The sequence below is a fragment of the Clostridium tyrobutyricum DSM 2637 = ATCC 25755 = JCM 11008 genome, from assembly GCF_000359585.1.
Taxonomy (GTDB): Bacteria; Bacillota; Clostridia; order Clostridiales; family Clostridiaceae; genus Clostridium_B; species Clostridium_B tyrobutyricum.
The window spans coordinates 116237-141832 of record NZ_APMH01000002.1; the positions used below are offsets into that span (position 1 = coordinate 116237).

The 25596-nt window shown below is 31.1% G+C and carries 22 protein-coding genes, 1 tRNA gene, 1 riboswitch and 1 other annotated feature; of the genes, 8 read left to right on the top strand and 15 right to left on the bottom strand.

What is annotated here, in order from left to right:
- Positions 1–4 precede the first annotated feature (4 nt).
- The 5 genes from J418_RS0101660 (at position 5) to leuS (ending at position 5024) form a co-directional block, all read left to right on the top strand.
- Positions 5–880, top strand: coding sequence for a DUF5685 family protein (locus J418_RS0101660; protein WP_017894670.1), 876 nt, complete (start codon positions 5–7; stop codon positions 878–880).
- Positions 864–1466: a J domain-containing protein gene (locus J418_RS0101665; RefSeq protein WP_017894671.1), complete on the top strand. Its 603-nt coding sequence runs from the start codon at positions 864–866 to the stop codon at positions 1464–1466. Before J418_RS0101660 ends, J418_RS0101665 begins: the two co-directional genes overlap by 17 nt.
- 115 nt (positions 1467–1581) lie before the next feature.
- Positions 1582–2103 carry a hypothetical protein gene (locus J418_RS0101670; RefSeq protein ID WP_017753107.1) on the top strand — a complete coding sequence of 174 codons (522 nt, stop codon included), beginning with the start codon at positions 1582–1584 and terminating at the stop codon, positions 2101–2103.
- Between the two features lie 77 nt (positions 2104–2180).
- Positions 2181–2255: transfer RNA gene (locus tag J418_RS0101675), tRNA-Gln, on the top strand.
- Positions 2256–2341: 86 nt separating this feature from the next.
- Positions 2342–2548, top strand: a binding site (T-box leader).
- A 40-nt stretch (positions 2549–2588) separates the two neighbouring features.
- Entirely contained in the window at positions 2589–5024 is a 2436-nt protein-coding gene (gene leuS / locus J418_RS0101680) for a leucine--tRNA ligase (protein WP_017894672.1), read from the top strand.
- 43 nt (positions 5025–5067) lie between these two features.
- On the opposite strand, the gene yjbM is transcribed toward leuS, so the two are convergent.
- Positions 5068–5865, bottom strand: coding sequence for a GTP diphosphokinase (gene yjbM, locus J418_RS0101685; RefSeq protein WP_017894673.1), 798 nt, complete (start codon positions 5863–5865; stop codon positions 5068–5070).
- 127 nt (positions 5866–5992) lie between these two features.
- Between yjbM and J418_RS0101690 the strand changes: the two genes are divergently transcribed.
- Entirely contained in the window at positions 5993–6766 is a 774-nt protein-coding gene (locus J418_RS0101690) for a DUF2225 domain-containing protein (RefSeq protein ID WP_017894674.1), read from the top strand.
- 12 nt (positions 6767–6778) lie between these two features.
- Here J418_RS0101690 and J418_RS0101695 read toward each other — a convergent pair whose 3' ends face one another.
- The 4 genes from J418_RS0101695 to J418_RS0101710 all read right to left on the bottom strand — a co-directional run bounded on the left by J418_RS0101695 (position 6779) and on the right by J418_RS0101710 (position 10576).
- The gene (locus J418_RS0101695; RefSeq protein ID WP_017894675.1) at positions 6779–7465 is read right to left on the bottom strand and encodes a metallophosphoesterase; all 687 of its coding nucleotides are present in this window, start codon (positions 7463–7465) and stop codon (positions 6779–6781) included.
- A gap of 51 nt (positions 7466–7516) precedes the next feature.
- Complete coding sequence (locus tag J418_RS0101700) at positions 7517–7783, bottom strand: EscU/YscU/HrcU family type III secretion system export apparatus switch protein (RefSeq protein WP_023625210.1); 267 nt, start codon at positions 7781–7783, stop codon at positions 7517–7519.
- 14 nt (positions 7784–7797) lie between these two features.
- The gene (locus J418_RS0101705; protein ID WP_017894676.1) at positions 7798–9825 is read right to left on the bottom strand and encodes a hypothetical protein; all 2028 of its coding nucleotides are present in this window, start codon (positions 9823–9825) and stop codon (positions 7798–7800) included.
- A gap of 136 nt (positions 9826–9961) precedes the next feature.
- Positions 9962–10576 carry an ECF transporter S component gene (locus J418_RS0101710; protein WP_017753100.1) on the bottom strand — a complete coding sequence of 205 codons (615 nt, stop codon included), beginning with the start codon at positions 10574–10576 and terminating at the stop codon, positions 9962–9964.
- Between the two features lie 97 nt (positions 10577–10673).
- Positions 10674–10790: riboswitch (FMN riboswitch) on the bottom strand.
- A gap of 177 nt (positions 10791–10967) precedes the next feature.
- Here J418_RS0101710 and J418_RS0101715 point away from each other — a divergent pair.
- Complete coding sequence (locus J418_RS0101715) at positions 10968–11240, top strand: glutaredoxin family protein (RefSeq protein ID WP_080629768.1); 273 nt, start codon at positions 10968–10970, stop codon at positions 11238–11240.
- Between the two features lie 164 nt (positions 11241–11404).
- Here the strand turns inward: J418_RS0101715 and J418_RS0101720 are convergent, their stop codons facing one another.
- Entirely contained in the window at positions 11405–13564 is a 2160-nt protein-coding gene (locus tag J418_RS0101720) for a Tex family protein (RefSeq protein ID WP_017894678.1), read from the bottom strand.
- A gap of 128 nt (positions 13565–13692) precedes the next feature.
- On the opposite strand from J418_RS0101720, the gene J418_RS0101725 reads away from it, so the two are divergent.
- Positions 13693–15033, top strand: a complete 1341-nt coding sequence (locus tag J418_RS0101725; RefSeq protein ID WP_017894679.1) for a M28 family metallopeptidase — start codon at positions 13693–13695, stop codon at positions 15031–15033.
- Between the two features lie 25 nt (positions 15034–15058).
- Here J418_RS0101725 and J418_RS0101730 read toward each other — a convergent pair whose 3' ends face one another.
- The 9 genes from J418_RS0101730 to J418_RS0101770 form a co-directional block, all read right to left on the bottom strand.
- Positions 15059–16291 (bottom strand): MFS transporter, encoded by a 1233-nt coding sequence (locus tag J418_RS0101730; RefSeq protein WP_017894680.1) that lies wholly within the window; start codon positions 16289–16291, stop codon positions 15059–15061.
- A gap of 60 nt (positions 16292–16351) precedes the next feature.
- Positions 16352–17539, bottom strand: coding sequence for an ABC transporter permease (locus J418_RS0101735; RefSeq protein ID WP_017894681.1), 1188 nt, complete (start codon positions 17537–17539; stop codon positions 16352–16354).
- Positions 17536–18225 (bottom strand): ABC transporter ATP-binding protein, encoded by a 690-nt coding sequence (locus tag J418_RS0101740; protein WP_017894682.1) that lies wholly within the window; start codon positions 18223–18225, stop codon positions 17536–17538. Before J418_RS0101740 ends, J418_RS0101735 begins: the two co-directional genes overlap by 4 nt.
- Positions 18200–19279, bottom strand: coding sequence for an efflux RND transporter periplasmic adaptor subunit (locus J418_RS0101745; protein WP_017894683.1), 1080 nt, complete (start codon positions 19277–19279; stop codon positions 18200–18202). The genes J418_RS0101740 and J418_RS0101745 overlap by 26 nt, the downstream gene beginning before the upstream one ends.
- 25 nt (positions 19280–19304) lie before the next feature.
- Positions 19305–19874, bottom strand: a complete 570-nt coding sequence (locus tag J418_RS0101750; RefSeq protein WP_017894684.1) for a YIP1 family protein — start codon at positions 19872–19874, stop codon at positions 19305–19307.
- Positions 19875–20016: 142 nt separating this feature from the next.
- Positions 20017–21124 (bottom strand): peptide chain release factor 2 gene (gene prfB, locus J418_RS0101755; protein ID WP_182915944.1). Its coding sequence is split into 2 segments (ribosomal slippage): positions 20017–21045 and positions 21047–21124, totalling 1107 coding nucleotides; the frame shifts between segments, so codons are not numbered across the junction.
- A gap of 16 nt (positions 21125–21140) precedes the next feature.
- On the bottom strand, positions 21141–23699 hold the full coding sequence (gene secA / locus J418_RS0101760; RefSeq protein ID WP_017751483.1) for a preprotein translocase subunit SecA: 2559 nt from the start codon (positions 23697–23699) through the stop codon (positions 21141–21143).
- Positions 23700–23874: 175 nt separating this feature from the next.
- On the bottom strand, positions 23875–24405 hold the full coding sequence (hpf, locus tag J418_RS0101765) for a ribosome hibernation-promoting factor, HPF/YfiA family (RefSeq protein ID WP_017751484.1): 531 nt from the start codon (positions 24403–24405) through the stop codon (positions 23875–23877).
- A gap of 251 nt (positions 24406–24656) precedes the next feature.
- Positions 24657–24854, bottom strand: coding sequence for a cold-shock protein (locus J418_RS0101770; RefSeq protein ID WP_017751485.1), 198 nt, complete (start codon positions 24852–24854; stop codon positions 24657–24659).
- Positions 24855–25596: the final 742 nt, after the last annotated feature.

The following is a 25596-nucleotide window of genomic DNA, read 5'->3' on the forward strand; positions in this document are numbered from 1 at the left end:
ATTTATGTTTGGTTATGTTACGCCGTGTATTTCTGAACTTAAAGTACGAGACTATGAAAAATTCAAAGCATACTACTGTGGTTTATGCAGAGCAATAAAAAACAATATTGGGAATCTGCCTAGAATAGCATTAAATTATGATATGACATTCCTTGCCATATTGCTTGATAGTCTGTCTAAAGATAAAATTGTATATAAAAGACAGTTGTGCTTGTTTCATCCTACCAGGAAGAAGACCATATTAAAAAGTACATCTGCTTTAGAATATGCTGCTTTTTATAATATTGCCTTCACTTACTATAAACTTTTAGATGATGTTCATGATGATAGCTCAATAAAGAGCAACTTTTTGGCACATTGGCTTAAAATATATCTAAATAAACTTCCTGATAGTTTTAAGAAAAACTTGGAATACATAAAAAAAGGTTTAAATGATTTGACACAAATTGAGACATCCAGAAACAATAATTCATTTGATAAGATATGCCATCCTTTTTCTGACATTACAGCTTTTACACTATGTAATTATACAGATAGCAATAGTGAAACTTTATATGCACTTGGCTATAATCTTGGAAAATGGATATATGTAATAGATGCTCTGGATGATCTAAAAAAAGATATGGAAAAAGGGAAATTCAATGTATTAAATTATTGCTTTAATAAAAATGAACTAAATTATAGTGAATTTTATGTAGAAATACAAAATAGAGTAGACTTTATCTTAGGAAGCTGTGCATCTACATGCATGAATTACTTTAATAAACTCCCTATATCAAAAAATCAAGAATTACTCCATAATATTTTACAATATGGACTTTTAGAAAAAATGGATAAAGTTTTTAAGAGAGGAGCCTATAAAAATGAAAAATCCATATGAGGTGCTTGGCGTAAATGAAAATGCATCTAAAGAAGACATTAAAAAGGCATACAGACAACTTGCAAAAAAATATCACCCGGACCAATATGGCAACAATCCCTTGAAAAATCTTGCAGAGGAAAAAATGAGAGATATAAATGCAGCATATGACTATCTTATGAAAAATTCCTCCAATACAAGCTATTCAAACAATTCCTATGAAAGCAGTGATACTACTTATTCAGGTGAAAATTCAGATCTCTATAAATCTATTGAAGTTGATATAAATAGCGGGGATCTAAGAAGTGCAGAATCAAAACTTGCAAGCTGTAGGACAAGAGATGCTGAATGGAACTATCTTATGGGTATACTGAATATGAAGAAGAGCTGGTACAATGAAGCTATCAACAATTTAACTACAGCATGCAATCTAGACCCAAACAATTTCAAGTACAGACAGGCGCTAAATAACCTTCAGGGTATGAACAATACATATAGACAGCCTTATTATGATACAAGAAGAGGTAATTCTGACATATGTAATATATGTGCAACTTTATACTGCCTTGACTGTCTCTGCGGAGGTGGAGACATTGGAGGATGCTGATTTATATTTTAAATATCAAAGTACAAATATCAAATAACAAATATTATTGACACAAATAGAAAATCAACTGAGTTTAAACTTTGAATCTTAAATTTTAAAAACGGGGGTGTAAAAAATGTCCAGTAATTCAAACAGAACTCAATATATAGCCAAAGGCGGACTGTTTACAGCTGTTGGAGTAATATTAGTATATATAAGTGGAATAATCCCAGTAAATAAAACCTGTTTGTTGGCAGTAGCATCTTTTATAATACCTCTTTCTATCATTACTACAAATGTAAGAAATACATTGGCAGTATATGCTGCAACTTCCCTGCTTTCATTGCTTCTATGTGGAATTAAAATGACCGTAATAGCATATATACTATTTTTCGGACTATATGGTATAGTTAAATTCTATATAGAAAAAATACAAAAGATAATTGTTGAGATCATTCTCAAATTAGCTTTTTTGAATATATGCGTAGTATTGCTGCTTTTAATCTATAAATTATTTTTTCCCGGAGTATTTAATTTTAGATTTTCAATGCATTGGATCATATTAGGACTCCAAATAGTGTTCCTTTTATATGATTATCTTCTAACTTTGATTATAAATTTCATAAATAGACGATTATATAGAAAAAATTTATATTAATATACAAAAAAATTTATATTTCGTATTGACATATCAGCCTAACATGGTATAATATTTTATGTCAACGATTTATACAATGCCCATTCGCCAAATGGTAAGGCACCTGTCTCTGGAACAGGTATTTGTTGGTTCGAATCCAGCATGGGCAGCCAAAAGAACTCATATGGGTTCTTTTTTATTTTTTAAAATTATCCTTGACAAAAGGTTGTCATTTATTATAAAATTTGAAATAAGTTAATATTTAGCTGTGAATAAGGATTAGTAATATTTACATCACTAAAGAGAGCTATTGTCAGGTGAAAAATAGTGTGATATTAAAATATGAACTCACCTTACGAGTTTACCTGAAAAAATCAGGTACGGCAGGAAACCGTTATTATTTAAGGGAAATCATTATTGATTTAATTAGAGTGGTACCGCGAAAATTAAACTTTTCGTCTCTTAGCTAGAGATGAAAAGTTTTTTATGTTAAAGGAGAGATTTTTATGTACAGTACTAAAATTGATGAAAAATGGCAAAAAAAGTGGGAAGAAACACATATCTATAAATTCAACGAAGATGATATAAAAAATAAATTATATGTAATGGAGATGTTCTCATATCCATCAGGCAGCAGACTTCATGCAGGTCATTGGTTCAATTATGCCCCTGTAGATTCCTGGGCCAGATTAAAAAGAATGCAGGGATACAATGTATTTCAGCCTATGGGTTTTGATTCATTTGGTCTGCCTGCTGAAAATTATGCCATAAAAACTGGGATACATCCAAGTGATTCCACTGAAAAAAATATTGCTACAATGGAAAAACAGCTCAAATCAATGGGTGCAATGTTTAATTGGGAAAATGAAGTAATTACATGTCATCCTGATTATTACAAATGGAATCAGTGGCTGTTCCTGCAATTATATAAACATGGTTTGGCTTACAGGAAAAATGCTCCTGTAAATTGGTGCCCTAGTTGTAACACAGTTTTGGCAAATGAACAAGTTCAAGAAGGCTGTTGCGAAAGATGTGGTACTGAAGTTACTAAAAAAGATTTAACCCAGTGGTTCTTCAAAATAACAGATTACGCAGAGGAACTACTTCAGGATTTAGATAAATTAGACTGGCCGGAAACTACAAAGGCTATGCAAAGACATTGGATAGGTAAATCCACAGGTACTAACGTAACTTTTAAAGTAGTTGACTCAGACATTGAATTCAGCGTATTCACTACAAGAGTTGATACCTTGTTCGGTGTTACATATGTAGTTCTATCACCTGAAAATAAACTAGTAGATAAAATAGCTAAAGAACAATATAGAGAACAGATAGAAAATTACAAAGAACAAGCTAAAAAGCAGACTGAAATTGAAAGACAATCCATTACAAGAGAGAAAACAGGTGTATTCTCTGGATCGTATGCTATAAATCCTATAAATGGTCGAAAAGTACCTATATGGATAGGTGATTATGTATTAAATACATATGGAACAGGTGCTGTAATGGCTGTTCCTGCACATGATGAAAGAGATTTTGACTTTGCCACAAAATATAAACTACCTATTGAAAGAGTTATAGATGGTGGTGATACCCTTCCTTATATAGAACATGGAAAAATGATAAACAGTGGCGAATTCAACGGTTTATCTACAAAAGACGGCAAAAAAGCTGTAACTAAGAAATTAGAGGAAATGGGTTTAGGTTCAGGAAAGGTAAATTATAGGTTAAGAGATTGGCTTGTTTCAAGACAGAGGTACTGGGGAACTCCTATTCCTGTAGTTTATTGTGAAAAATGCGGAGTAGTTCCTGTACCAGAAGAACAACTTCCGGTTGAACTTCCTTACGATGTAGAATTTTCTCCTGATGGAAAATCCCCTCTTTTAAAATCGGAGAAATTTATGAATACAACTTGTCCTCATTGTGGAAGTCCTGCGAAAAGAGAAGCTGACACACTTGACACTTTTGTATGTTCTTCATGGTATTATCTAAGATATGTAGATAATAAGAATTCCGAAAAACCTTTTGACGAGGATAAAATAAATAAGATGCTTCCTGTTGATATGTACGTAGGTGGCCGCGAACATGCCTGCATGCATCTACTATATGCCAGATTTATTACCAAAGCCCTTAGGGATATGGGATATTTAAACTTTGATGAACCATTCTTATCTTTAAAACATCAAGGTGTAATACTAGGCCCTGATGGTCAAAAAATGAGTAAATCCAAAGGTAATACCATATCTCCAGATGATTGCATAAAAGAATATGGGGCTGATGTATTCAGAATGTACCTTATGTTCGGTTTTGACTACACAGAAGGCGGCGCATGGAGTGATGATGGTATTAAATCCATGAGTAAATTTGTAGATAGAATTGAAAGATATATATCTCAATCCAAAGAAGCTATAGAAGATACTAAGAATAATACTAAAACTTCCATGGATACTCCTGAAAAGGACTTGAACTATGTCAGAAATTTTACTATAAAATCAGTATTAACTGATACTAATAAATTCCAATTCAATACTTCTATTGCAAGAATGATGGAATTTACTAATGAACTTTCAAAATACCTAAAAATTAAAAATAAAAATATTAAGTTCCTAGAAGATACTATAATCGACTTTGTCAAGATATTAGCCCCTTTTGCACCACATTTTGCAGAAGAACAGTGGGAACTTCTTGGTAAAAAATATTCTATATTCAATGAAAAATGGCCTGAATTTGATGAAAAGGCACTTGTAAAAGATGAAATTGAAATTGCCATACAGGTAAATGGAAAAATAAAATCAAAAATAAATATACAGACCGGTTTATCAGAGGATGAAATAAAAGAAATATCCTTATCTCAGGAAAATGTAAAATCAGCTATTGGCAATAAATCTGTTAAAAAAATTATAGTAGTACGTGGAAGACTTGTAAATATAGTTGCAAAATAACAGTTGGACAGTTGAATACATAATTCAACTGCCCATTCCCTTCTTACATTAATCTGCTATACATTTGAATAGTTTTTTCTGTAGACTTCAATAGGTTTACTAAATCATAGACTTCGCCCTCTTCAATAACACTGTTTAACTGTTTTTGAAATCTTGTGGAATCTGACAATTTTCCCATAGAAGACAATGTAAGTATATTATTCATTATATCTGATACCAAACTTGATTTCACTTCAAATAATTTTTGGGCATCTTTTATTTCGTCCTTGATTTCAAGCATTTGTTCATCAAGTTTAAATGCCAGATCTGCAGCACTTTTAAGTTTATGTTTTATATAATCCGGTATTTCATGTTTATATTTATAATTTAAAGAGTGTTCTATAGTAGCCCAAAAATTCATGGCAAGTGTTCTTATCTGGAACTCAGCCAGTATATCCTTTTCGCCTTCTGCCATATTCACAGGATATTTAATTATAACATGATAACTTCTATAACCGCTGTTTTTCACATTTGTTACATAATCCTTTTCATACATTATCTGCATATCTTTTCTATTCCTGATTATCTCAACTACCCTTTGAACATCATCTACAAATTGACACATTACCCTTATACCTGCAATATCCTCCATTTCATACTCTATTCTATTGAGAGGTATATTAAATTTATTAGCCTTTTCAAGTATGCTGGATATTTCCTTTACCCTTCCAGTTACAAACTCTATAGGCGAATATTCATTCTTCTTTCTGTATTCAAGTCTTATGCTCTTAATTTTTACCTTTAATTCTTCAACTGCCTGTTTATATGGTATTAAAAATGTTTTCCACTCTCCTATTGCCAACTCTACCCTCTCCTACATATATGAACTAAAATAATTTTATAACAAAATCTATACAAAATCAAAATTATATGATTTTTTTTGATATAATTAAATTATAATATTATTTATGATAAGGGTGAAATTTTAAATGTCCAAAGAAATGTCTAATTCAATCCTATATAATCCAGAAGAACAAATCTCTATGTTATATGATAGAAAAATAACCTGTCCAGTATGCGGCAGTGTATTTAAAGCTAGAGCCATTAAAAAAAATTCATATAGAATAATAAAAAAAGATCCTGATTTTTTTATAAGGTATTCAAGAATAAGTCCTTATTTCTATGATGTATGGGTATGCGATGAATGTGGATACGCATCTATAAAAACCGATTTTGAAAAGCTTTCAGATTATGATGCTGATACAATAAAAGAACAGCTGACACCAAAGTGGCATAAGAAGAACTTTCCTGAAGTATATGATATTGACCTTGCCATTCAAAGATATAAACTATCTCTATTAAATTATTATACTATAAATTCGAAACCTAGCAAGAAAGCGATGAATTATCTTAAACTGGCATGGATGTACAGGCTTAAGGAAGATTCAAAAAATGAAATGAATTTTTTAACACAGGCTTTGGATAATTTAAATTCTGCCTATTTCAACGAATCATTTCCTATGTATGGTATGAATAAATTTACTGCAATGTATCTTATAGGTGAATTGATGAGACGTACTGGTGCAGGAGAAAAATCCTTAATTTGGTTTAGTCAGGTTATAACTTCTACCATGGCATCTGAGAATATCAAGGATTTAGCGCGTCAGCAGAAAAATCTAGTAAGCAACGAAGTCAATGAAAATTCTATCAATAAACAACAAAAGGATAAAAAAAAGGGCCTCTTTAACAAGTTCCGTATATAAATTTTATGTTCTTTAGAGTATTATTACAGGATCAAAATCTATATAATCAGCTGATGTAAGTATGTATTCTATGCCTTCTATTGATCCTGTTACGGCTTTTGCAAGAGCCTCCCCATGAAGATGTCCATATATAACCTTTTCCACACTATACTCTTTTAGTACATCTATAAAACTTGACTTCATGGATTTTTCACTTATAGGTGGATAATGCACCATTACAATAAATTTTTTATATCCTTCATTTGATGCACAGTTCAAAGAATTCCTTAATCTTAAAATTTCTCTATTATAAATTTTTTCATCATGCTGTGTAAAATTTTCCGACTCAGGATATATCCATCCTCGTGTACCACATATTGCATATTCTCCATATGCAAAAAAATTGTTTTGGATAAAATCCATATCATCATATAAATTATTAAGTTTAGTTATGCTGGTCCACCAATAATCATGATTTCCCTTTATCAATATCTTTCTTCCAGGTAATTTATGAATCCATTCCAAATCCCAAAATCCATTTTTCATGTCCATTGACCATGAAATATCCCCTGCTATAAGTACTGTATCATCAGATTTAATTTTATTTATCCAATTATTATATATTTTTTTGTCATGTTCAAACCAGTTGTTTCCAAATACACCCATAGGTTTATTTCCACTGCTGTCCAGGTGTAAATCAGATATTGCAAATAAAGCCAAACTTAATCACCTTCTAAAACATATTATATCTTTATATATGCACATATCATTTCACTTTTTATTTAAATTATTATCTATGTCAACTACATAGGCTATTACTTTTGCAACAGCATCATACAATTCTACAGGTATACTGTCACCTACATCTATATTTGTAAGTAAATTGGCAAGCTCTTTATCATAGATAACAGGCACATCAGATTTCCTGGCTTTTTTTAAAATGTTATCAGCTATTTGTCCAATACCTGCTGCAGTAACAACTGGTGATTCATAATTAACATCATATTTTAAAGCGGCAGCCTTTTTTTTGTTATTAATAACAAATCACCTCTTTAAGCCCTTGTATTTATTACACCAAGCTCACTATCTTGGAAAAACTCCCTGCAAGTTGATATATTAATATCTTCTTTCTTTTCATTAAATTCTATATTTATATTATATCCTAATTGAGATAAGCTCTCCACTATTTTTTTATTGCCTTTTGCCAAAATTTTACTCCATAAACCTACGCTCTCTATATTTACATTCATATTTTTATTTTTTACACTTAAATAGGCATCAACAATTCCCATATTTTCTGTACTAATAGAAGTAGCAATTTTCACATTGGTAGTATCTATTTTTTTCCCCTTTTTCCTTTCGTCTCTTATCATCATCTTGAAATTATAATCATTATTTTGAATTTTCAAAGGTAAATCCATATAATAATACGAATTGGAAACTGTATTAAACACCTTAAAATCATTAATCACACTATTTATAATACTATTTTTATTAGCAATAGGCGATTTTCCATCTGAAATCATATTTTTTATAATATTTATGATCTCTTGTGTTTTACTATTAATTTGATCTTTTATAATACTTTCAGTATTGTTTATTGTGCCTTGTGTTACTGTTTGTGATTTATCTTTGAGCTCAATATTATTAAGTATATCATTTATTATATTTAATTTTTCAATGTTTTCATCTACTGTTCCATCAATACCACTCAAAATATTTTTATAGGATGACATGACAAGCCTTCCTTTATCACTTTCTAATGGTATGTCATTATTTGATAAATATTTTAATATAAAACTTTCTCTTTCTTGTGGATTATTTTTTAATTCATTTACAATGGTTTCAATATCTTTTCCATTGTATAATTTAGCATTCAAATCTATATTGTTTTTAATAAATGTAACTAATTCTTCATTATTTAGTTTTGACAGATTTGAAATTATGGATTGTCCTTTTGCACTATCCTCTGGTATGTTTTGAACCGATAAATACTCTTTTATCAGATTTTCCCTTTGAATCGGATCTTTTGCAAGAATATTTATGACTTTCTGTTTATCTTTAGTATCACTTATTATTTGATTTATAACATTTGTACCCCTACTATTCAAATCTACATTATTTTTAATAAATGTAACTAATTCTCCATCATCTAATTTAGATAAGTTTGAAATTATAAATTTACCTTTTGCACTATCCTCAGGTATATTTTCAAGTGACAAATAATCTTCTATTAATCGTTCTCTCTGACCTGAATCCTTTGTAATCATACTTATAATCTCTTGTTTATCCTTAGTATTGTTTATTATTTGATTTATAACATTTGTACCTTCACTATTCAAATCCATACTATTTTCAACAACTGTCGTATTTAGTTTTTGTGATAAATTTTCAATTTCTTTATATATACTGGAATCATTCTTAAATATATTATTAAAACTTTTTATATTTTCACTATTTAAGTCTATATTATTTTCAATAAAAGTTAATACATCTTTATCACTTAGTGTCGACAATTGCTCAAAAAAGGTTTTAAGATTTTCAGTTATAAATTTTCCTTCAGAACTTTCCAAAGATATGCTCTTACTTGCAAGATACTTTTCTATAAAATCACTTTTTTCTTCTGGATTACTTTGAATCTTGTTCATAAAATCGAAAAGTGTTTTTATATTGGAAATATTATCTTTAGTAAGAGAAATATTATGATTCAGCATTTCTTTAATAACTCCATAATCTTTTTCAGTCAGATTCATGAATTTTTCTTTTATAAAAAGTTCTATGGGATCTTTGCCTGGATTTTGATTCCCTGTTTCCTCATTTACAACTTTTAATTTAATTTTTCCATCTTCAAATCCTGAAACCTCAAATTTCATCATTTCATTCTCAGATATTTTTTCTGGATTTTCTACAGATGCAGGAAACTGCCAGCCATCTGAACGCTTTAACAATATGTTTCCTGAGCCATCCTCTGTTTTTACTACTTTAGCTGAAAATTTCTCTCCTATATCAAAAGAAAGTTTTGTGGATATTTTTTTATTATTTACATTATAAACACTATTTACATTCCATATTCCCGCCAAATCCATCACCCTTTATACTAAAAACTATATTATATTTATCGTATAAAATAAATTTTCATGAATAAAAATATCTGGTACCAATAAATTAATATCAATACCAGATATATATTCATAATCTATTTTGTATTATGCACAATTAAGCCGCTTGCCTTCCATCTTTATCTTCTTTTTTTAAAATAACTGATACCTTTTTATAAATTAAAAGTGTAATAACAGTAAGCATACATCCTTTAATCAAATTAAATGGTACAATACTTAGAAGTATTAATGTCCAAACATCAGTTATATTACCATTTATCTTGCCTGCTATAGCTACCATCTGACTTATTGGAAAATTGAATGCCCTCTGATAAAGTGGAAGAAGTACAAAATAATTGATTAAACCTGCTGCTATAGACATTGTTATTGTTCCGGATATAAGTCCTAAAACAGCTGATTTCTTTGTCTTTCTTGCCTTGTATATAAATCCTGCTGTAACTACAAGGACTGTTCCTACGATAAAGTTAGCAAGTTCCCCTACAAATGCTGTCTGACCTGCAAATATTCCATGAAGTATATTTTTTAAAAATTCTATGGAAATTCCAGCAACCGGACCTAATGCAAAAGTTCCTATAAGTGCTGGAAGATCACTTATATCTATTTTCAAAAATGATGGGAAAATAGGTACTGCAAATTCTAAAAACATAAGTAAAAATGCTATAACACTTAATACTGCAACTTTAACTAGCCTGTTTATTTTCTTGTCTCTCATTATTACACCCTCCCAATTATATAATCTCCTAAATTTTTAAAAAGTATAATAAAAAAGCCCTGACTTATTAAAAAATCAGGGCCCAGAAAAATCACACTTTTATCTTCTTTCATCCAGACTTTACTGTCGGCCTCGGAATTTCACCGAATCAACCATTTTACGGCTCGCGGGCTATACCGCCGGTAGGGAATTACACCCTGCCCTGAAGATTATATTCATATTATGTTTTAATTATAATACCTAACTATTTAAAAATCAATACCTTTTCACAATAATTTTTATTAAGTGATAATTAGTAGCAATTTATCTTGAATTTGTTATATAATATGGATATATAATTATACTAAAAGATGTAGATAATATAATTGGTACATCTAAAACCAAAGAAGAAATGAGTGATAATATGAAACCTGTACACATGTTTGTAACAAGCTGGTGTCCCTATTGTAAGCAGGCCCTTTCATGGATGAAGGAATTAAGAACTGAAGATCCTAAATATACTGATGTTGATATTAAAATAATCGATGAAGAACGGCAGCCTGAAATAGCCAAAAAATATAATTACTATTATGTCCCTACATATTTTGTAGGTGATACAAAGATACATGAAGGTGTCCCAACTAAAGAAATTGTAAAAAAAGTATTTGATGATTCCCTTAAGTAGCGAGCCCAAATCTTTGATTTGGTGTGAGTCACTTACTCATTCGACCAAATGGAGAAGGAGTTTCTTCTAAAGTCAGAGCCCAAATCTTTGATTTGGTGCGAGTCACACAAAGGCAGCCTTGAAATAAATTTATTTTAAGGCTGCCTTTTTTACTCTTTAGACAATTATTGTTTTTTCATGCTAAGTGCTATTCTCTTTCTCTTCTCATCCACTTCAATTACAGTTACATGGACTATATCTCCAACTTTTACTACATCTAAAGGATGTTTTACAAATTTATCAGAAAGCTGACTTATATGCACCAATCCATCCTGATGGACACCTATATCCACAAAAGCGCCAAAATCTGCTACATTTCTCACTGTCCCTGTAAGGACCATTCCAGGTTTTAACTGATTCATATCCACTATTCCAGTTTTAAGTATTGGCTTTGGCAATTCTTCTCTTGGATCTCTTCCTGGCTTTTTTATCTCCTTTATTATATCCTTCAAAGTTGGAATTCCTACACCAAGTTTATCTGAAAGATTGCCCATGCCTATTTTCTCAATTCTGTTGTCTATATCTGAAATGCTTGAATTTCTCAAGTCATCACTTATATATCCTATGGTATCCAGAAGTCCTTTAGCAGCTTTATATGACTCTGGATGAACGGATGTGTTATCTAGAGGTTCACTGCTCTCCATAACCCTTAAAAATCCCGCACACTGCTCAAATGCTTTTGCTCCTAACCTTTTAACTTTAAGAAGTTCTTTCCTGTTTTTAAATTTTCCATTTTTATCTCTATAATCTACAATATTGGATGCTATAGCTGAATTTATTCCTGATATATAGGACAAAAGTGAAGGTGTTGCTATATTCAAATCAACTCCAACGCTGTTTACACAATCTTCTACAATCCCACTTAGTGAATCATCCAACTTTTTTGGAGTAACATCATGCTGATACTGTCCTACCCCTATTGACTTAGGATCTATTTTTACAAGCTCTGCCAGTGGGTCCTGAAGTCTTCTTCCTATTGATATGGCACCTCTAATTGATACGTTTATATCAGGATAATCCTTGGCAGCAACTTCTGATGCAGAATATACAGAGGCCCCAGCTTCAGATACTATTACATAGTATAGATCTTTTCCCTTTTCTTCTTTTACTTCCTTTATAAGTCTTGAAATTACTTCTTCAGACTCCCTACTTGCAGTTCCATTTCCAAGGGATACTACATCTACGTCATTCTTATATACTAAATCTTTTAATTTTTTTATAGAACCATCAACATCATTTTGAGGTGCCGTAGGATATATTATAGCTGTATCCAATAATTTACCTGTATCATCCAATACTGCTATTTTACATCCGTTTCTAAAGCCAGGATCATATCCAAGAACATTTTTGCCTTTTATAGGTGGCTGCATTAAAAGAGCCTTTAAATTTGCCTTAAATATCTTTATAGCTCCTTCTTCACCCATATCCGTAAGTTCTGACCTTATTTCTCTTTCAATAGATGGATATATAAGCCTCTTTAATGAATCTTCCACACTTTTTTCTATATAAGCATCAGTAATGGAATTTTCCTTGATACACTGTGCCTTTAAATACTCAAGTATTCTATCCATGTCACAGGTCACTTTTACAGAAAGAACTTTTTCCTTTTCTCCTCTGTTTATAGCAAGTACTCTATGTGCAGGAATAGATTTAATTGCTTCTCTATAATCATAGTACATCTCGTAGGGAGTTGGCTCCTTGCTTTCCCCTTTTGTCTCAATCAACCCATTGTCATTTACAAATTTTCTTATCCACTTTCTGTATTTGGCTTCATCAGATATAATTTCACTTATTATATCCATGGCTCCTGCTAATGCATCTTTTACAGAATCAACTCCTTTTTCTTCGTTTATAAATTCACTGGCATATTTCTCTATATCTTCATTGAAATTGCCATCCCATATAACTTGAGACAGTGATTTTAAACCCTTCTCTTGGGCAATTATGGCCCTAGTCCTCTTCTTAGGTTTATAAGGCCTGTATATATCCTCAACTTCCGTTAAAGTATTGGACTTTTCTATGGATTTTTGTAGTTCATCTGTAAGTTTTCCCTGTTCAGATATTATCCTTATTACATCTTCTTTTCTAGATTTAAGATTTCTAAGGTATGTAAGCCTTTCCTCAAGCTTTCTTAAAGTTACGTCGCTCATACTTCCTGTCAATTCTTTTCTATATCTAGCTATAAAAGGAACTGTATTTCCTGAATCCAACAGTTCGATTACATTGTTCAAATATTTTTTATTTACATCTAGCTCTTCAGCCAGCATATCCACTATATTATTCATATTATCCTCTTATCCTCCTGTACAATCATTAGTTAATTTATAGCAACTAAAAATATATTACAACAGTTATATATATTTTGGCAAATTAATATATATTTAAAGAATCATTAATTGTGAGGTTGTAAACAATGAAAAAAATTGTAATTTCTCTACTTGTGATTATATTTTGTATAATATGCTCATTAAGTTTCGGCTACTATTCAGTAAAACCTTTAAATTCCAACGAAGTAAAAAGCACTATAAATTACCTGTCTTCAGATGACTTTAAGGGAAGATTAACAGGAAGTATTGAAAACTATGAAACTGTAAATTTTATAAAAAACTATTTTGAAAGTGAAAGCCTAAAACCTTATAATGGAAATTATCTAGAAAAGTTCAGTGTTCTTTATCCTAAAAAAACAGATGGCATTCCAAGTCTTGTAGTAAAGGATAAAGATGGTTTCATAGTAAAGCATTATAAATATGGTACAGATTATAAGGAAGACATGCTAAACTTCAGAAAAAATTCCCTGTCCTTTAAGAAAGATGACATTATAATTTGGAAAGGAAATACTTTTCAAGTACAAAAGGGAAAAGACTATTTCCTATTTTACAATCCAGAAAACAACAAATTGAATTTCAGGAGTTCATTTATAGCAAATTCTCCTCATAGTATGTACATAATGATATCCAGTAAAACTGCACAGGAAATAAAAAATTATATAAATTCTGGATATGAAATAAGCTGCTTTATCCCATATGAGAACGAACTAACTTCTGCATACAATGTACTAGGATATATAAAAGGTAAAAACCCAAATTTACCTCCTCTTGTGCTATCAGCTCATTTTGATCATTTAGGTACTGATCTGGCTGGGAATGTATATGATGGTGCCCTCGATAATGCGTCAGGTACTTCTTTTTTACTTGGTATGGTAAAATACATAAATTCAATCGGAAAACCTGATAGGAATATAATAATTGCTTCATTCAACGCAGAAGAATTCGGATGCCTTGGATCAAAAAGTTTTGTGAAACAATATAAAGACAATTTAAGGGGTGGTAAAGTTATAAATTTTGATATGATAGGCAGCAACAAAAGTGTGCCTCTTTCTATAATGTCAGGAAAATGGGATACAAAAAACTCTAATTTTGTAAAAGAAATGGCTCAAGTATTCTCTGCTCAAAATCAACCTTTTACTTACGTATTTGAAAATTCTAGTGACCATCAGTACTTCAGGGCTTATGGTATAGATGCCATAACCCTTTCAGATGCAGATATGTCAAAGATACACACTCCTATGGACAAATCTGCCTATATTGATACAAAGTCCATAGACAGATGCTTTAATATAGCTTCAAAAGAGATTGACAATTATGCTTTTGACAATAACGTGTATTTATTATATCACAGGGAGTTGTTCATAATATCATTTATAGGAATGCTGATAACTTCAATCCTATATGTCAGATTTACAAAAAGATCATAGACCATATTCTAGTGGTTAATGCTTCTTACGCATTAGCCACTCTTTTAATTTTTATAGTTGAAATTCCTATAATGGTAAGTAAAAATATCATTATACCACAACTAAAGAATCCAAATTTTCCACCGAATCTTTCCATTATGGAACCAACAAATGCATTACCAACAGGGGTACTTCCTGTATTCAACAGTGCATATATACTCATTACCCTACCTCTAAATTCATCTGCCGTATTAAATTGCAGAGTAGAATTTGATCTATTTAGAAAAGTAAGATTAAAGAATCCTATAGATATAAAAAGTGCTGCTATGACCAAATAGTTGTGTGAAAATACAGTTAGTATCTGTAAAATTGCTAGAATAAATGAATTTATAACAAGATAATGGCTTATATTTAACTTCCTTCCCCTGCTTGCCATGAACATAGCACCAAGAAGTGACCCAAGTCCTATAAGACTGAGGAAAATACTATATTCTGATGCCCCACCATTCATAACCTCTTTTGCAAATACTGGTATTATAATATTGCTGTTAAATGCAAAAGTACAAACTATAGCCATCATAAACATAGTAGATATAAGTACTCTATTATTAAATGTATAAATTACTCCATCTTTTAAATCATTAAAAAAACCAGAATTCTCTCCAGTAAGTTTAGGCTTTCCAATTACACTTATTTTAAATGCACCATATATAATTGGTATAAAACTTACTGCATTAATAAAAAAGCATTCAAATACTCCAACCTTGTTCATTATTATTCCAGCTAATGCTGGTCCAACTATACGTGACATGTTAAATACAGTTGAATTCAATGATATGGCATTTGGAAGATCTTTCTTGCCTACTAGTTCAATAAAAAAAGATTGTCTTGTAGGCATATCAAAGCTAGTTATAATACCGCTTGCTGCAGCTAGTATTGCAAATATCCAATATTTATTGTCTCCTATATATACTACAAAGCTTAGTGTAAAAGCCTGTATCATATATAAGGACTGTGTCATTAATAAAATTTTTTTCTTGCAATGTCTCTCTATTATAACTCCGCTAATAAGCGTTATTAAAAGTACTGGTACATATTGAAATACTCCTATAAGCCCTAAAAGAAAAGGAGAACCGGTTATTTTATATATGTACCAGCTGAGGGCAGTATTTTGAACCATTGTTCCCATAGTAGACAGAAGCTGTCCTGATAGAAAATATCTGAAGTCCCTATGTTTAAGTGATATAAATGTATCTTGAATTTTCCACTTGAGACTCATCTTTCATACCTCCCAATAAAAAACACTATTGGATGTAAGTCCATAGTGTTTTTTATTACTTTATTTATAAATTGCCTGGATAGGATCCAAATTTGCAGCTCTATATGCAGGAATTATTCCAAAGATTATTCCAATTATTATAGATGTAGCTGACGACCCTGCTAAAATACTTAAAGTTATAACTGGTTTAAATGGTAAAAATATTCCTGCAATAGACGCTATTAAACATCCTGCAAAAATACCGATTATTCCACCTATTACAGTAATAAATATGGACTCAATCAAGAACTGGCTTAGTATTGCACCTGGCTTGGCACCTATAGCTCTTCTAATACCAATTTCTCTACGTCTTTCAGTAACGGAAACATACATTATATTCATAACCCCAATTCCACCTACAAATAATGATATTCCGGAAACTACTGCTATAAAACCCGTTACCGAACTTATTATTTTTTCAAAAGTCTTGGAAATAGCATTAGGATCTCCTTGTGTATAGGTTCCCTTTACATCTGGATGTAAAGCTTCCAATTCCTTTTTTACTTCTTTGAATACATTTTTAGGATCATATCCCTGTATAAGTTTTACATCTATAGAGTTAATGGATGTATCATCCTCTAAAATATCTCTTGCAAAACCCGGTACATAATCTTTTGTCATTGATAATACACTTGAATCCTGATTTTGAATTCCTATAACCTTGAAAAACTCACCTTTTACTTTAATCCCTTTTCCAATAGAATCTTTCAGATCATTTCCAAATAAAGCCTTTGCATGCTCATCTGTAAGTATGATAACATAATTTTTAAAATCACTATCCTCTTTAGTAATATTTTTTCCATACATCAAGTTCAAGTTATCATTATTGTATTTATCTATGTTCAGATAAGTCTGTTTATCAAAAAATACTGCATTTTGATTTACTCCGATCAAGTTTTCCAATCCATTACTGCTTTTACTAACTTTCTCTACACCATCAACATTCTTCAATTTTTGAAAGTCCTTATAATCGAATGGATTTACTACAGATGGACTTCTTTCATCTTTTGGTTCAAAATTAACAGTAATAGTATTGGCATCTACATCACTGGTTGACTTATTTACCTGGGCTTTTAATCCCGCTCCAATAGAAAGTATTACAACTACAGAACTTATTCCAATAATTATACCTATCATAGTTAAAAACACTCTGAGCTTATGTGTACGCAAGCTCAAGACTGCACTGTTTATAAGCTCCAGAAAACTCATATATTATCCTCCTCAGAAAAGACCCCATCTTTAAGATAAACACAATGAGTAGCATACCTTTTAAGGTCATTATCATGGGTTACCATTACAATGGTTTTATTTTGATTATTTAGTTTAACCAACAAGTCAACAATTTTCAATCCAGTTTTCCAATCCAAAGCACCTGTCGGCTCATCAGCAAGAATAAGTTCTGCCTTTGTAACAAGTGCTCTGGCGATTGAAACACGCTGTTGTTGCCCTCCTGATAATTCATGGGGATAATTATTCAACTTTTCTTCTAATTCAACGTCCTTAAGACTCTGTTTTACCATTTCCACTCTTTGACTCTTACTGTATCCTCCATGATATAAAAGTGGCAATTCAACATTTTGTGCTATGGTCAAAGATTCAATCAAATAAAACTGCTGAAATATAAAACCAATATGACTATTTCTAAATGAACACTTTTCTACCTCATTCATCTTAGTAACGTCTTTGCCATTAAATATGTAGCTTCCTTCATTAAATTTATCTAAAAAACCTAAAATATTTAATAATGTAGTTTTACCGCTCCCAGATTTTCCTGTTATGACTACAAAAGATCCTTTTTCTACATTAAAATCAAGACTTTTCAATACATTATATCGATTTTTATCTTGTTCATACCATTTAGATAATCCTTTAATTTCCAGTAGCTGTTGTACCAAAAGTGTCCCCTTCTTTCATTCCAGCTGACGCTTTCTTAATAATCTTGTCTCCAAAATTCAAACCACTTCTTACCTGCATATATGAGGAATCATATTCGTCTAAATCAACTGGGGCTCTTTTGAGTTTGTTGTTTTTTATACGCCAAACATATTTATTGCCATTATGATCGAATACTGCAGACTTTGGAATTTTAGGCAGTTCACTTTCATCAACAGTAGTCGCTTCAACATGAAATCCTGAATATATGTCATTTTGATTATCTATATTGATGTATACAGGATAATTGGATACGCCGGATGATGACTGTGCTAAAGCCGTAGATGTCGCATCTGCTCCAACTTGTGTTCCTTGTACAGGCTCTGTTCCAATAGATGCAATCTTGCCTGTAAATTGCTTGTTTGTGCCATAAGTACTTATTTGAACTTTTTGATTTTTCCTAAGTTTTAAAACATCCTTTTCACTTACATTGGCTACTACCTGCATTTTGGGATTGATGAGTGACAGGACAACCTTACTTGAAACACCATTTGATCCACTGTTTGAATCAGTATTTGACGGTCTGGAAACAACTCCATCAAAAGGTGCCAAAATATCAGTATATCTTTTATCCTTTATGCTATCCATTTGCTGCTGTATACTTGACTTTTGTGTATTATTTGATGACATCTGAACATTTTTTGAATCATTTGTAATCATACTTGATTGTGAATCTAAATCCTTCAATTGTTGTTCAAGATTGTCATACTGTTCAATTATCTGTTCATTTTTATAATTAAATAGTGTTTGTCCCTCTTTTACACTTTGTTTGTCACTTACGTCTATTTTGTCAACAGTCCCATTAACATCATTTTCTACAAAATCCACTTTATTTGAGTACTGGACTTGTCCATCTAAAAATATAGTTTGTCTTTCTGGAATAGTATATGTCTCATTTACTAGATTACTTTCAGCTTTCTTTTTCTTATTGTGCTGTACGTTAAATATTAAAGCCACTATTACACAAACTATAACGATAACAGGAACTATAACAAATAACTTTTTTTTATCTTTCATATGTGCCTCCTAAATACTATATATACTAATGTAATTTTATAAAATATTTAATAACAGGAATTATACTTATTATAAATATAATTACAGGTAAAAATTTATGGACATTTTTGGTTTTTATATTTAATTTCAATGTCATATATATAAATATACTAACTAATGCAGATATAATCAAACTAAATATATTGGTAAATATACCACTTTGACCTCCCAATAGGCTATAAATTGATGTAATTATATAACTCAATATATATGGTACAACATAGCTTGTATATAATAGTTTTTTAACTATTTTCTTATTATAGGTCTTCTTCTCAATTTTATTACATGTAATATATACTACGAAATATACTATATTTACATATATAATAGTACCTATTATTCCTCCTACAACACTAAACGAAAATATAAACCATTTACTAAAATGGACCATGCCTATTACCTTATCAATATCTTTGTTTGAAACAACAAAAACTCCTACGTAAGTACCTAAAGCCAAAAAAATTAAAAATAACAGATACATAAATTTCATGGATATATCTTTATCTCTAGAAAAGTATTTCCGCGGTGATTGTATCAATTCAATTAAGTCATTCACTAATAATCATTCCTTTACTAAATAAAATTTTATTCCAATTATATGTTAATATATAACTAATTAACTTTCAATATAAATATAAATATATGACAAAAATCACCATAGCTTTACTAAAATTGAATAAAGCTACAGTGATTTATTGTCAATTGGCTTGTTGTTTCAAATAAGCAATTATAAAATTATCAATATTTCCATCCATTACTGAAGCTACATTACTGTTTTCCACACCAGTTCTGTGATCTTTAACCAGGCTGTAGGGATGAAATACATAGGACCTTATCTGACTGCCCCATCCCATATCCTTAAGTTCTCCTGTAAGATCCTCTACTTTTTCCTTATGAGCCCTTTCCTTTAGTTCTACAAGCTTTGCCTTTAACATTAACATGGCAGTTTCCCTGTTGTGATGCTGACTTCTTTCATTTTGGCACTGTACAACTATTCCTGTAGGTATATGTGTTATTCTTACAGCAGACTCGGTCTTGTTTACATGCTGCCCTCCTGCACCACTTGACCTATAGGTATCCACCTTTAAATCATCTGATTTTATATCTATATCTTGATTTTTGGTAAGTTCAGGCAGTACTTCTACAGAAGCAAAAGATGTCTGTCTTTTTCCATTTGCATTAAATGGGGATATTCTAACCAATCTATGAATGCCCTTCTCGGCTTTTAAATATCCATATGCAAATTCGCCCGTTATTTTAAGTGATACACTCTTTATACCAGCATCATCTGCAGACAGCATATCCAGAGTTTCAATTTTATATCCAGATTTTTCGGCCCATTTTGTATACATCCTAAGCAGCATTTCTGTCCAATCCTGGGCATCTGTACCACCTACTCCTACATGAAGGTTTAATATAGCATTATTTTTATCATATTCTCCTGATAAAAGTATCTCTATTTTAAGTTTATCAATAATATGTTCAATGTCTTCTACTTCAGACATTATTTCAGTGCATGCAGAGTTATCTTCTTCCTCTTCAGCAAGTTCAGCTAATACCTCTACATCATCCAATCTTTCCTTCAAACTGGTGTACATGTGGATTTTTTCATTTAACAGTCTTTCCTCAGAAGATATTTCCTGTGCTCTCTCAGGATCATCCCAAAAATTTGATTCCTGCATCTTCATTTGAAGCTCTTCTATTTTATTTTTACAGTTATCTAAGTCAAAGAGACTCCTTTACTTGAATTAATGATGTTCTTATTGATTTTATTTTCGATAAAGATTCTTCCAATTCCATTAGCATATATAAACAACCCCTTTTAATTACTAGCATTTCTTCCACAGCAATTTTTATATTTCTTTCCACTGCCGCATGGACAAGGATCATTTCTGCCTACTGTTTTTTCTTTTTTAATTGGCATTCTTCTAACCTTGTCATCTCCAACTTGATTGGTATTTATATTTTTAGCAACTCTTTCTCTTTCCGGAGCCTTTTCTATTTTTACATGGAATAGATATTTGATAGTATCCATCTTAATATTATAGATCATCTCATCAAACATCTCACTGCCTTCAAATTGATATGCCTGAGCTGGTTCCTGCTGTCTGTAAGCTCTAAGTCCTATAGCTCTCTTTAAATGTTCCATATCGTCTATATGATCCATCCATCTTGTATCAACAACTTTTAAAAGAATAACCCTTTCAATTTCCCTCATCTGTTCTGGAGTAAATTCTTCTTCTTTTTCTCTGTATATTTCATCTCCGAGCTTAATGTATTTATCTATTATCTCTTCATCTGAAATATTTGCTATATCATCAAATTTTACAGTATCCTTTGGAACAAAGATTTCTTCCATATAATCTATTAAATTCTTGATTTCATTTTCAAATTCTTCATCGTCCCCCGATATATGAGACTTTACAATTTGAATAACAAGATCCTCAAACATATTGTGAATCTGGTCCTTAAGATCTATGCCTTCAAGAACTTCACTTCGCTGTTTGTATATTATTTCTCTCTGTTTGTTTATTACATCATCATACTGAAGCAGCGTCTTTCTTATATCAAAATTGTTTCCTTCTACTTTCTTCTGGGCATTTTCTATGGCATTGGTAACCATTTTACTTTCTATGGCTTCATCTTCTCCAAGTCCCAGTCTACCAACCACACTTTGAAGTCTGTCTGATCCAAATATTCTCATGAGATCATCTTCCAGTGAAACATAAAATCGTGATTCTCCCGGATCTCCCTGACGTCCTGAACGTCCTCTCAGCTGATTGTCAATTCTTCTTGATTCATGTCTTTCTGTACCTATTATTTTTAATCCACCTAATTTTACAACACCTGCACCAAGTTTTATATCTGTACCACGTCCTGCCATATTGGTAGCAATAGTTACAGTTCCTTGTTCACCGGCATGTGAAATTATATCAGCTTCTTTTTCATGGAATTTAGCATTCAACACTTGGTGAGGAACACCTTTTCTTTTCAACATGTCTGAAAGAAGTTCCGACTTTTCGATACTTACGGTACCTACAAGTACAGGCTGACCTTTCTTGTAAGTTTCATATATTTCTTGCGCAATGGCTTTAAATTTTCCCTTTGCAGTCTTGTATATTAGATCCGATTGATCTTTCCTTATTAAAGGCTTATGGGTTGGTATTACTATTACATCCAAGCCATATATTTCCCTGAATTCGCCTTCTTCCGTTAGTGCAGTACCAGTCATACCTGAAAGTTTATTGAATATTCTAAAATAATTCTGATATGTTATAGTAGCAAGAGTTTTTGACTCTCTTTCTACTTTAACTCCTTCCTTCGCTTCTATGGCCTGATGAAGTCCATCACTATATCTTCTGCCTTCCATCATTCTACCTGTAAATTCATCTACTATAAGTACTTCACCATTTTTAACCATATAGTCTTTATCACGCTTCATAATATAGTTGGCCTTCAATGCTTGAATTACATGATGTTGAAGTTCCATATTCTCTGCATCCGCATAATTTTTTAAATTAAAAAACTTTTCTGCCTTTGATATACCTTGCTCTGTAAGCAATACTGCATTGGCCTTTTCATCTACAGTAAAGTCCCCCTTGTGTTTTACTTCACCAGTTTTCTCATCTGGAGTCTCTTCCTGCTTTTTTAAAGTCTTTGCAAAATGATCTGCCACTTTATAAAACTCAGTAGATTTTTCTCCTTCACCTGATATTATAAGCGGAGTTCTAGCTTCATCAATAAGTATTGAATCCACTTCATCAACTATTGCAAAATTCAGTCCTCTCTGAACTCTCTCTTCTTTATACACAACCATGTTATCTCTTAAATAGTCAAATCCAAATTCACTATTTGTTCCATAAGTTATATCACATTTATATGCTTCCTGTCTTTGAGTTTGATCTAAGTCATGAAGTATAACTCCAACTTTAAGTCCCAGGAATTCATATACAGGAGCCATAGAATCTCTATCTCTCTTTGCAAGATAATCATTTACAGTTATTATATGTACTCCCTTTCCTGTAAGAGAATTCAAATATGCAGGTGCAGTAGCTACAAGAGTTTTTCCTTCACCAGTTTTCATTTCAGCTATTCTTCCCTGATGCAATACAATTCCACCTATTAATTGCTCTTTGTAATGCTTTAACCCTATAGTCCTATACGCGGCTTCCCTAACTACGGCAAAAGCTTCTGGAAGTATGGAATCCAGGCTTTCTCCATTTTTAATTCTTTCCTTGAATTCATCAGTTTTAACTCTAAGCTGATCATCTGTTAATTTCTGCATATCAGCATCTAACTTATCTATCTTTTCAGCAATAGGAATTACTCGCTTAACTTCTCTATTACTATATGAACCAAAAAATTTTTGTAAAAGTTTCATTATTTTCATCCTCACATGTTATTTTATATAAAAGAATATATACCTTTTAATTATATCATCTACTCATTACCTATTCAATAAATAAAGGTATAAATTTACTTTAACTTTACATATAATCACTTTATGATAATAAATAAAAAGGAAGCTTTAAGAGCTCCCCTTTATATAGCTAATTCTAAAATTCAGGTTCTATAAGACCATAGTCTCCATCTTTTCTCCTGTATACCACATTGACTTCACCACTTCTAGCTTCCTGATATACAAAAAAGTTATGTCCCAATAATTCCATTTGGAGAACTGCCTCCTCTGGAGACATTGGCTTCACAGCAAATCTTTTAGTTCTTACTATTTTATGTTCTTCATCTTCTGTATCGTTTTGATCTGGTATAAATTGAAATTTCAATGAATCCGCAGAACGTTTTCTCTTCAAGAGCTTCGTTTTCTGTTTTCTTATCTGACCTTCCAATTTATCTACAACTAGATCAATAGAAGTATACATATCATTATTTGATTCTTCGCCTCTAAGTATGACACCATTAAAAGGTATTGTAACTTCTACAATTTGATTCTTTTTTTGTACGCTTAGTGTAACTTGTGCCTCTACATTAGGGTTGAAATACTTATCCAGTTTTGATAGTTTCTTGTTAACTGCATTCTTCAATGAATCAGTTACCGAAATATTTTTGCCTTTTATAATTATTTTCATATTTCCAGCCCCTCTCTTATTACTCTATGTAAATTATAATTTACATAGATATAACATAATTTGAAACAATTATTATGTTATATAGTTTATACTTATATATTAATACTATTTAATGTAAAATACAATAGATATTCAAGTAAACAATGGAAATCAGTATATTAAAATTTTATGTGATATATTATATAATATACCATATAAAAATCCCTTAAGTAGATGTCTCTACCTAAGGGATAAAATATTCATCCTAATTATTAAAGAACAGTAATATTTTCTGCTTGTGGTCCTTTTTGTCCCTTACCTTCATCATAAGAAACTTTTTGACCTTCATCAAGTGATTTGTATCCATTTGAATTTATCTGAGAAAAGTGTGCAAAAATATCTTTTCCATCTTCTCCTGTAATAAATCCATATCCTTTTTCTCCATTAAACCATTTAACTGTACCTGTCATATATAAGTACCTCCAAAATTTTATTTCTTAAACTCTTTGTAATAACTATATCCACTAAATAAAATTTCGACATTAACATATATAATAAACATAAGTACACATTGAAATATATCCGCGTTTAAATTAATTACGATTCATTTAAGTTCTTTATACAGTATAACATTTATAAATATATAAAGCAAATTATCATCTCTAAAAGTTGCTGAATTGTTGTTTTATTATAAGCCTTTTAACTATTTTAAAGTGAATTTAATTTAAGAGCATGGATATAATATTAATAAATTCATGTTTTGCTCAATCTTAAAGTCAGTTTTTTATTTACATAAATAAATTATATATTAAGGGAGATTAAAATGAAAAGTAAAATTAAATGCATTACTATTAGTACCATAACCATGGGAGTCTTGATTTGTACTCTTAATACAGTACTCAAAAAAAGAAAAGCAAGGAATAAAATATATAAACTTATTAATGACCTGTATTAATACTAATACAAGTTATAATATTTTTAAAAATTATAGTATTTCAATTTATCTACGCCGGGAATAGGTCGGGAATTCTATAATTTCAAATGAATATAGCAGCCTATAAAAGACTGCTAAATAGCACCACTGGTGCTCTTTCAAGCTAGCTGACCTGGTCTTTGACCCCACACTCGCCTGCTGGAACTTTTGCTACCCGGACTTAACCTCTCACTACTAATTCTCTCGCATCTTTGCGGCAGGACTTACTTCTAAACCGC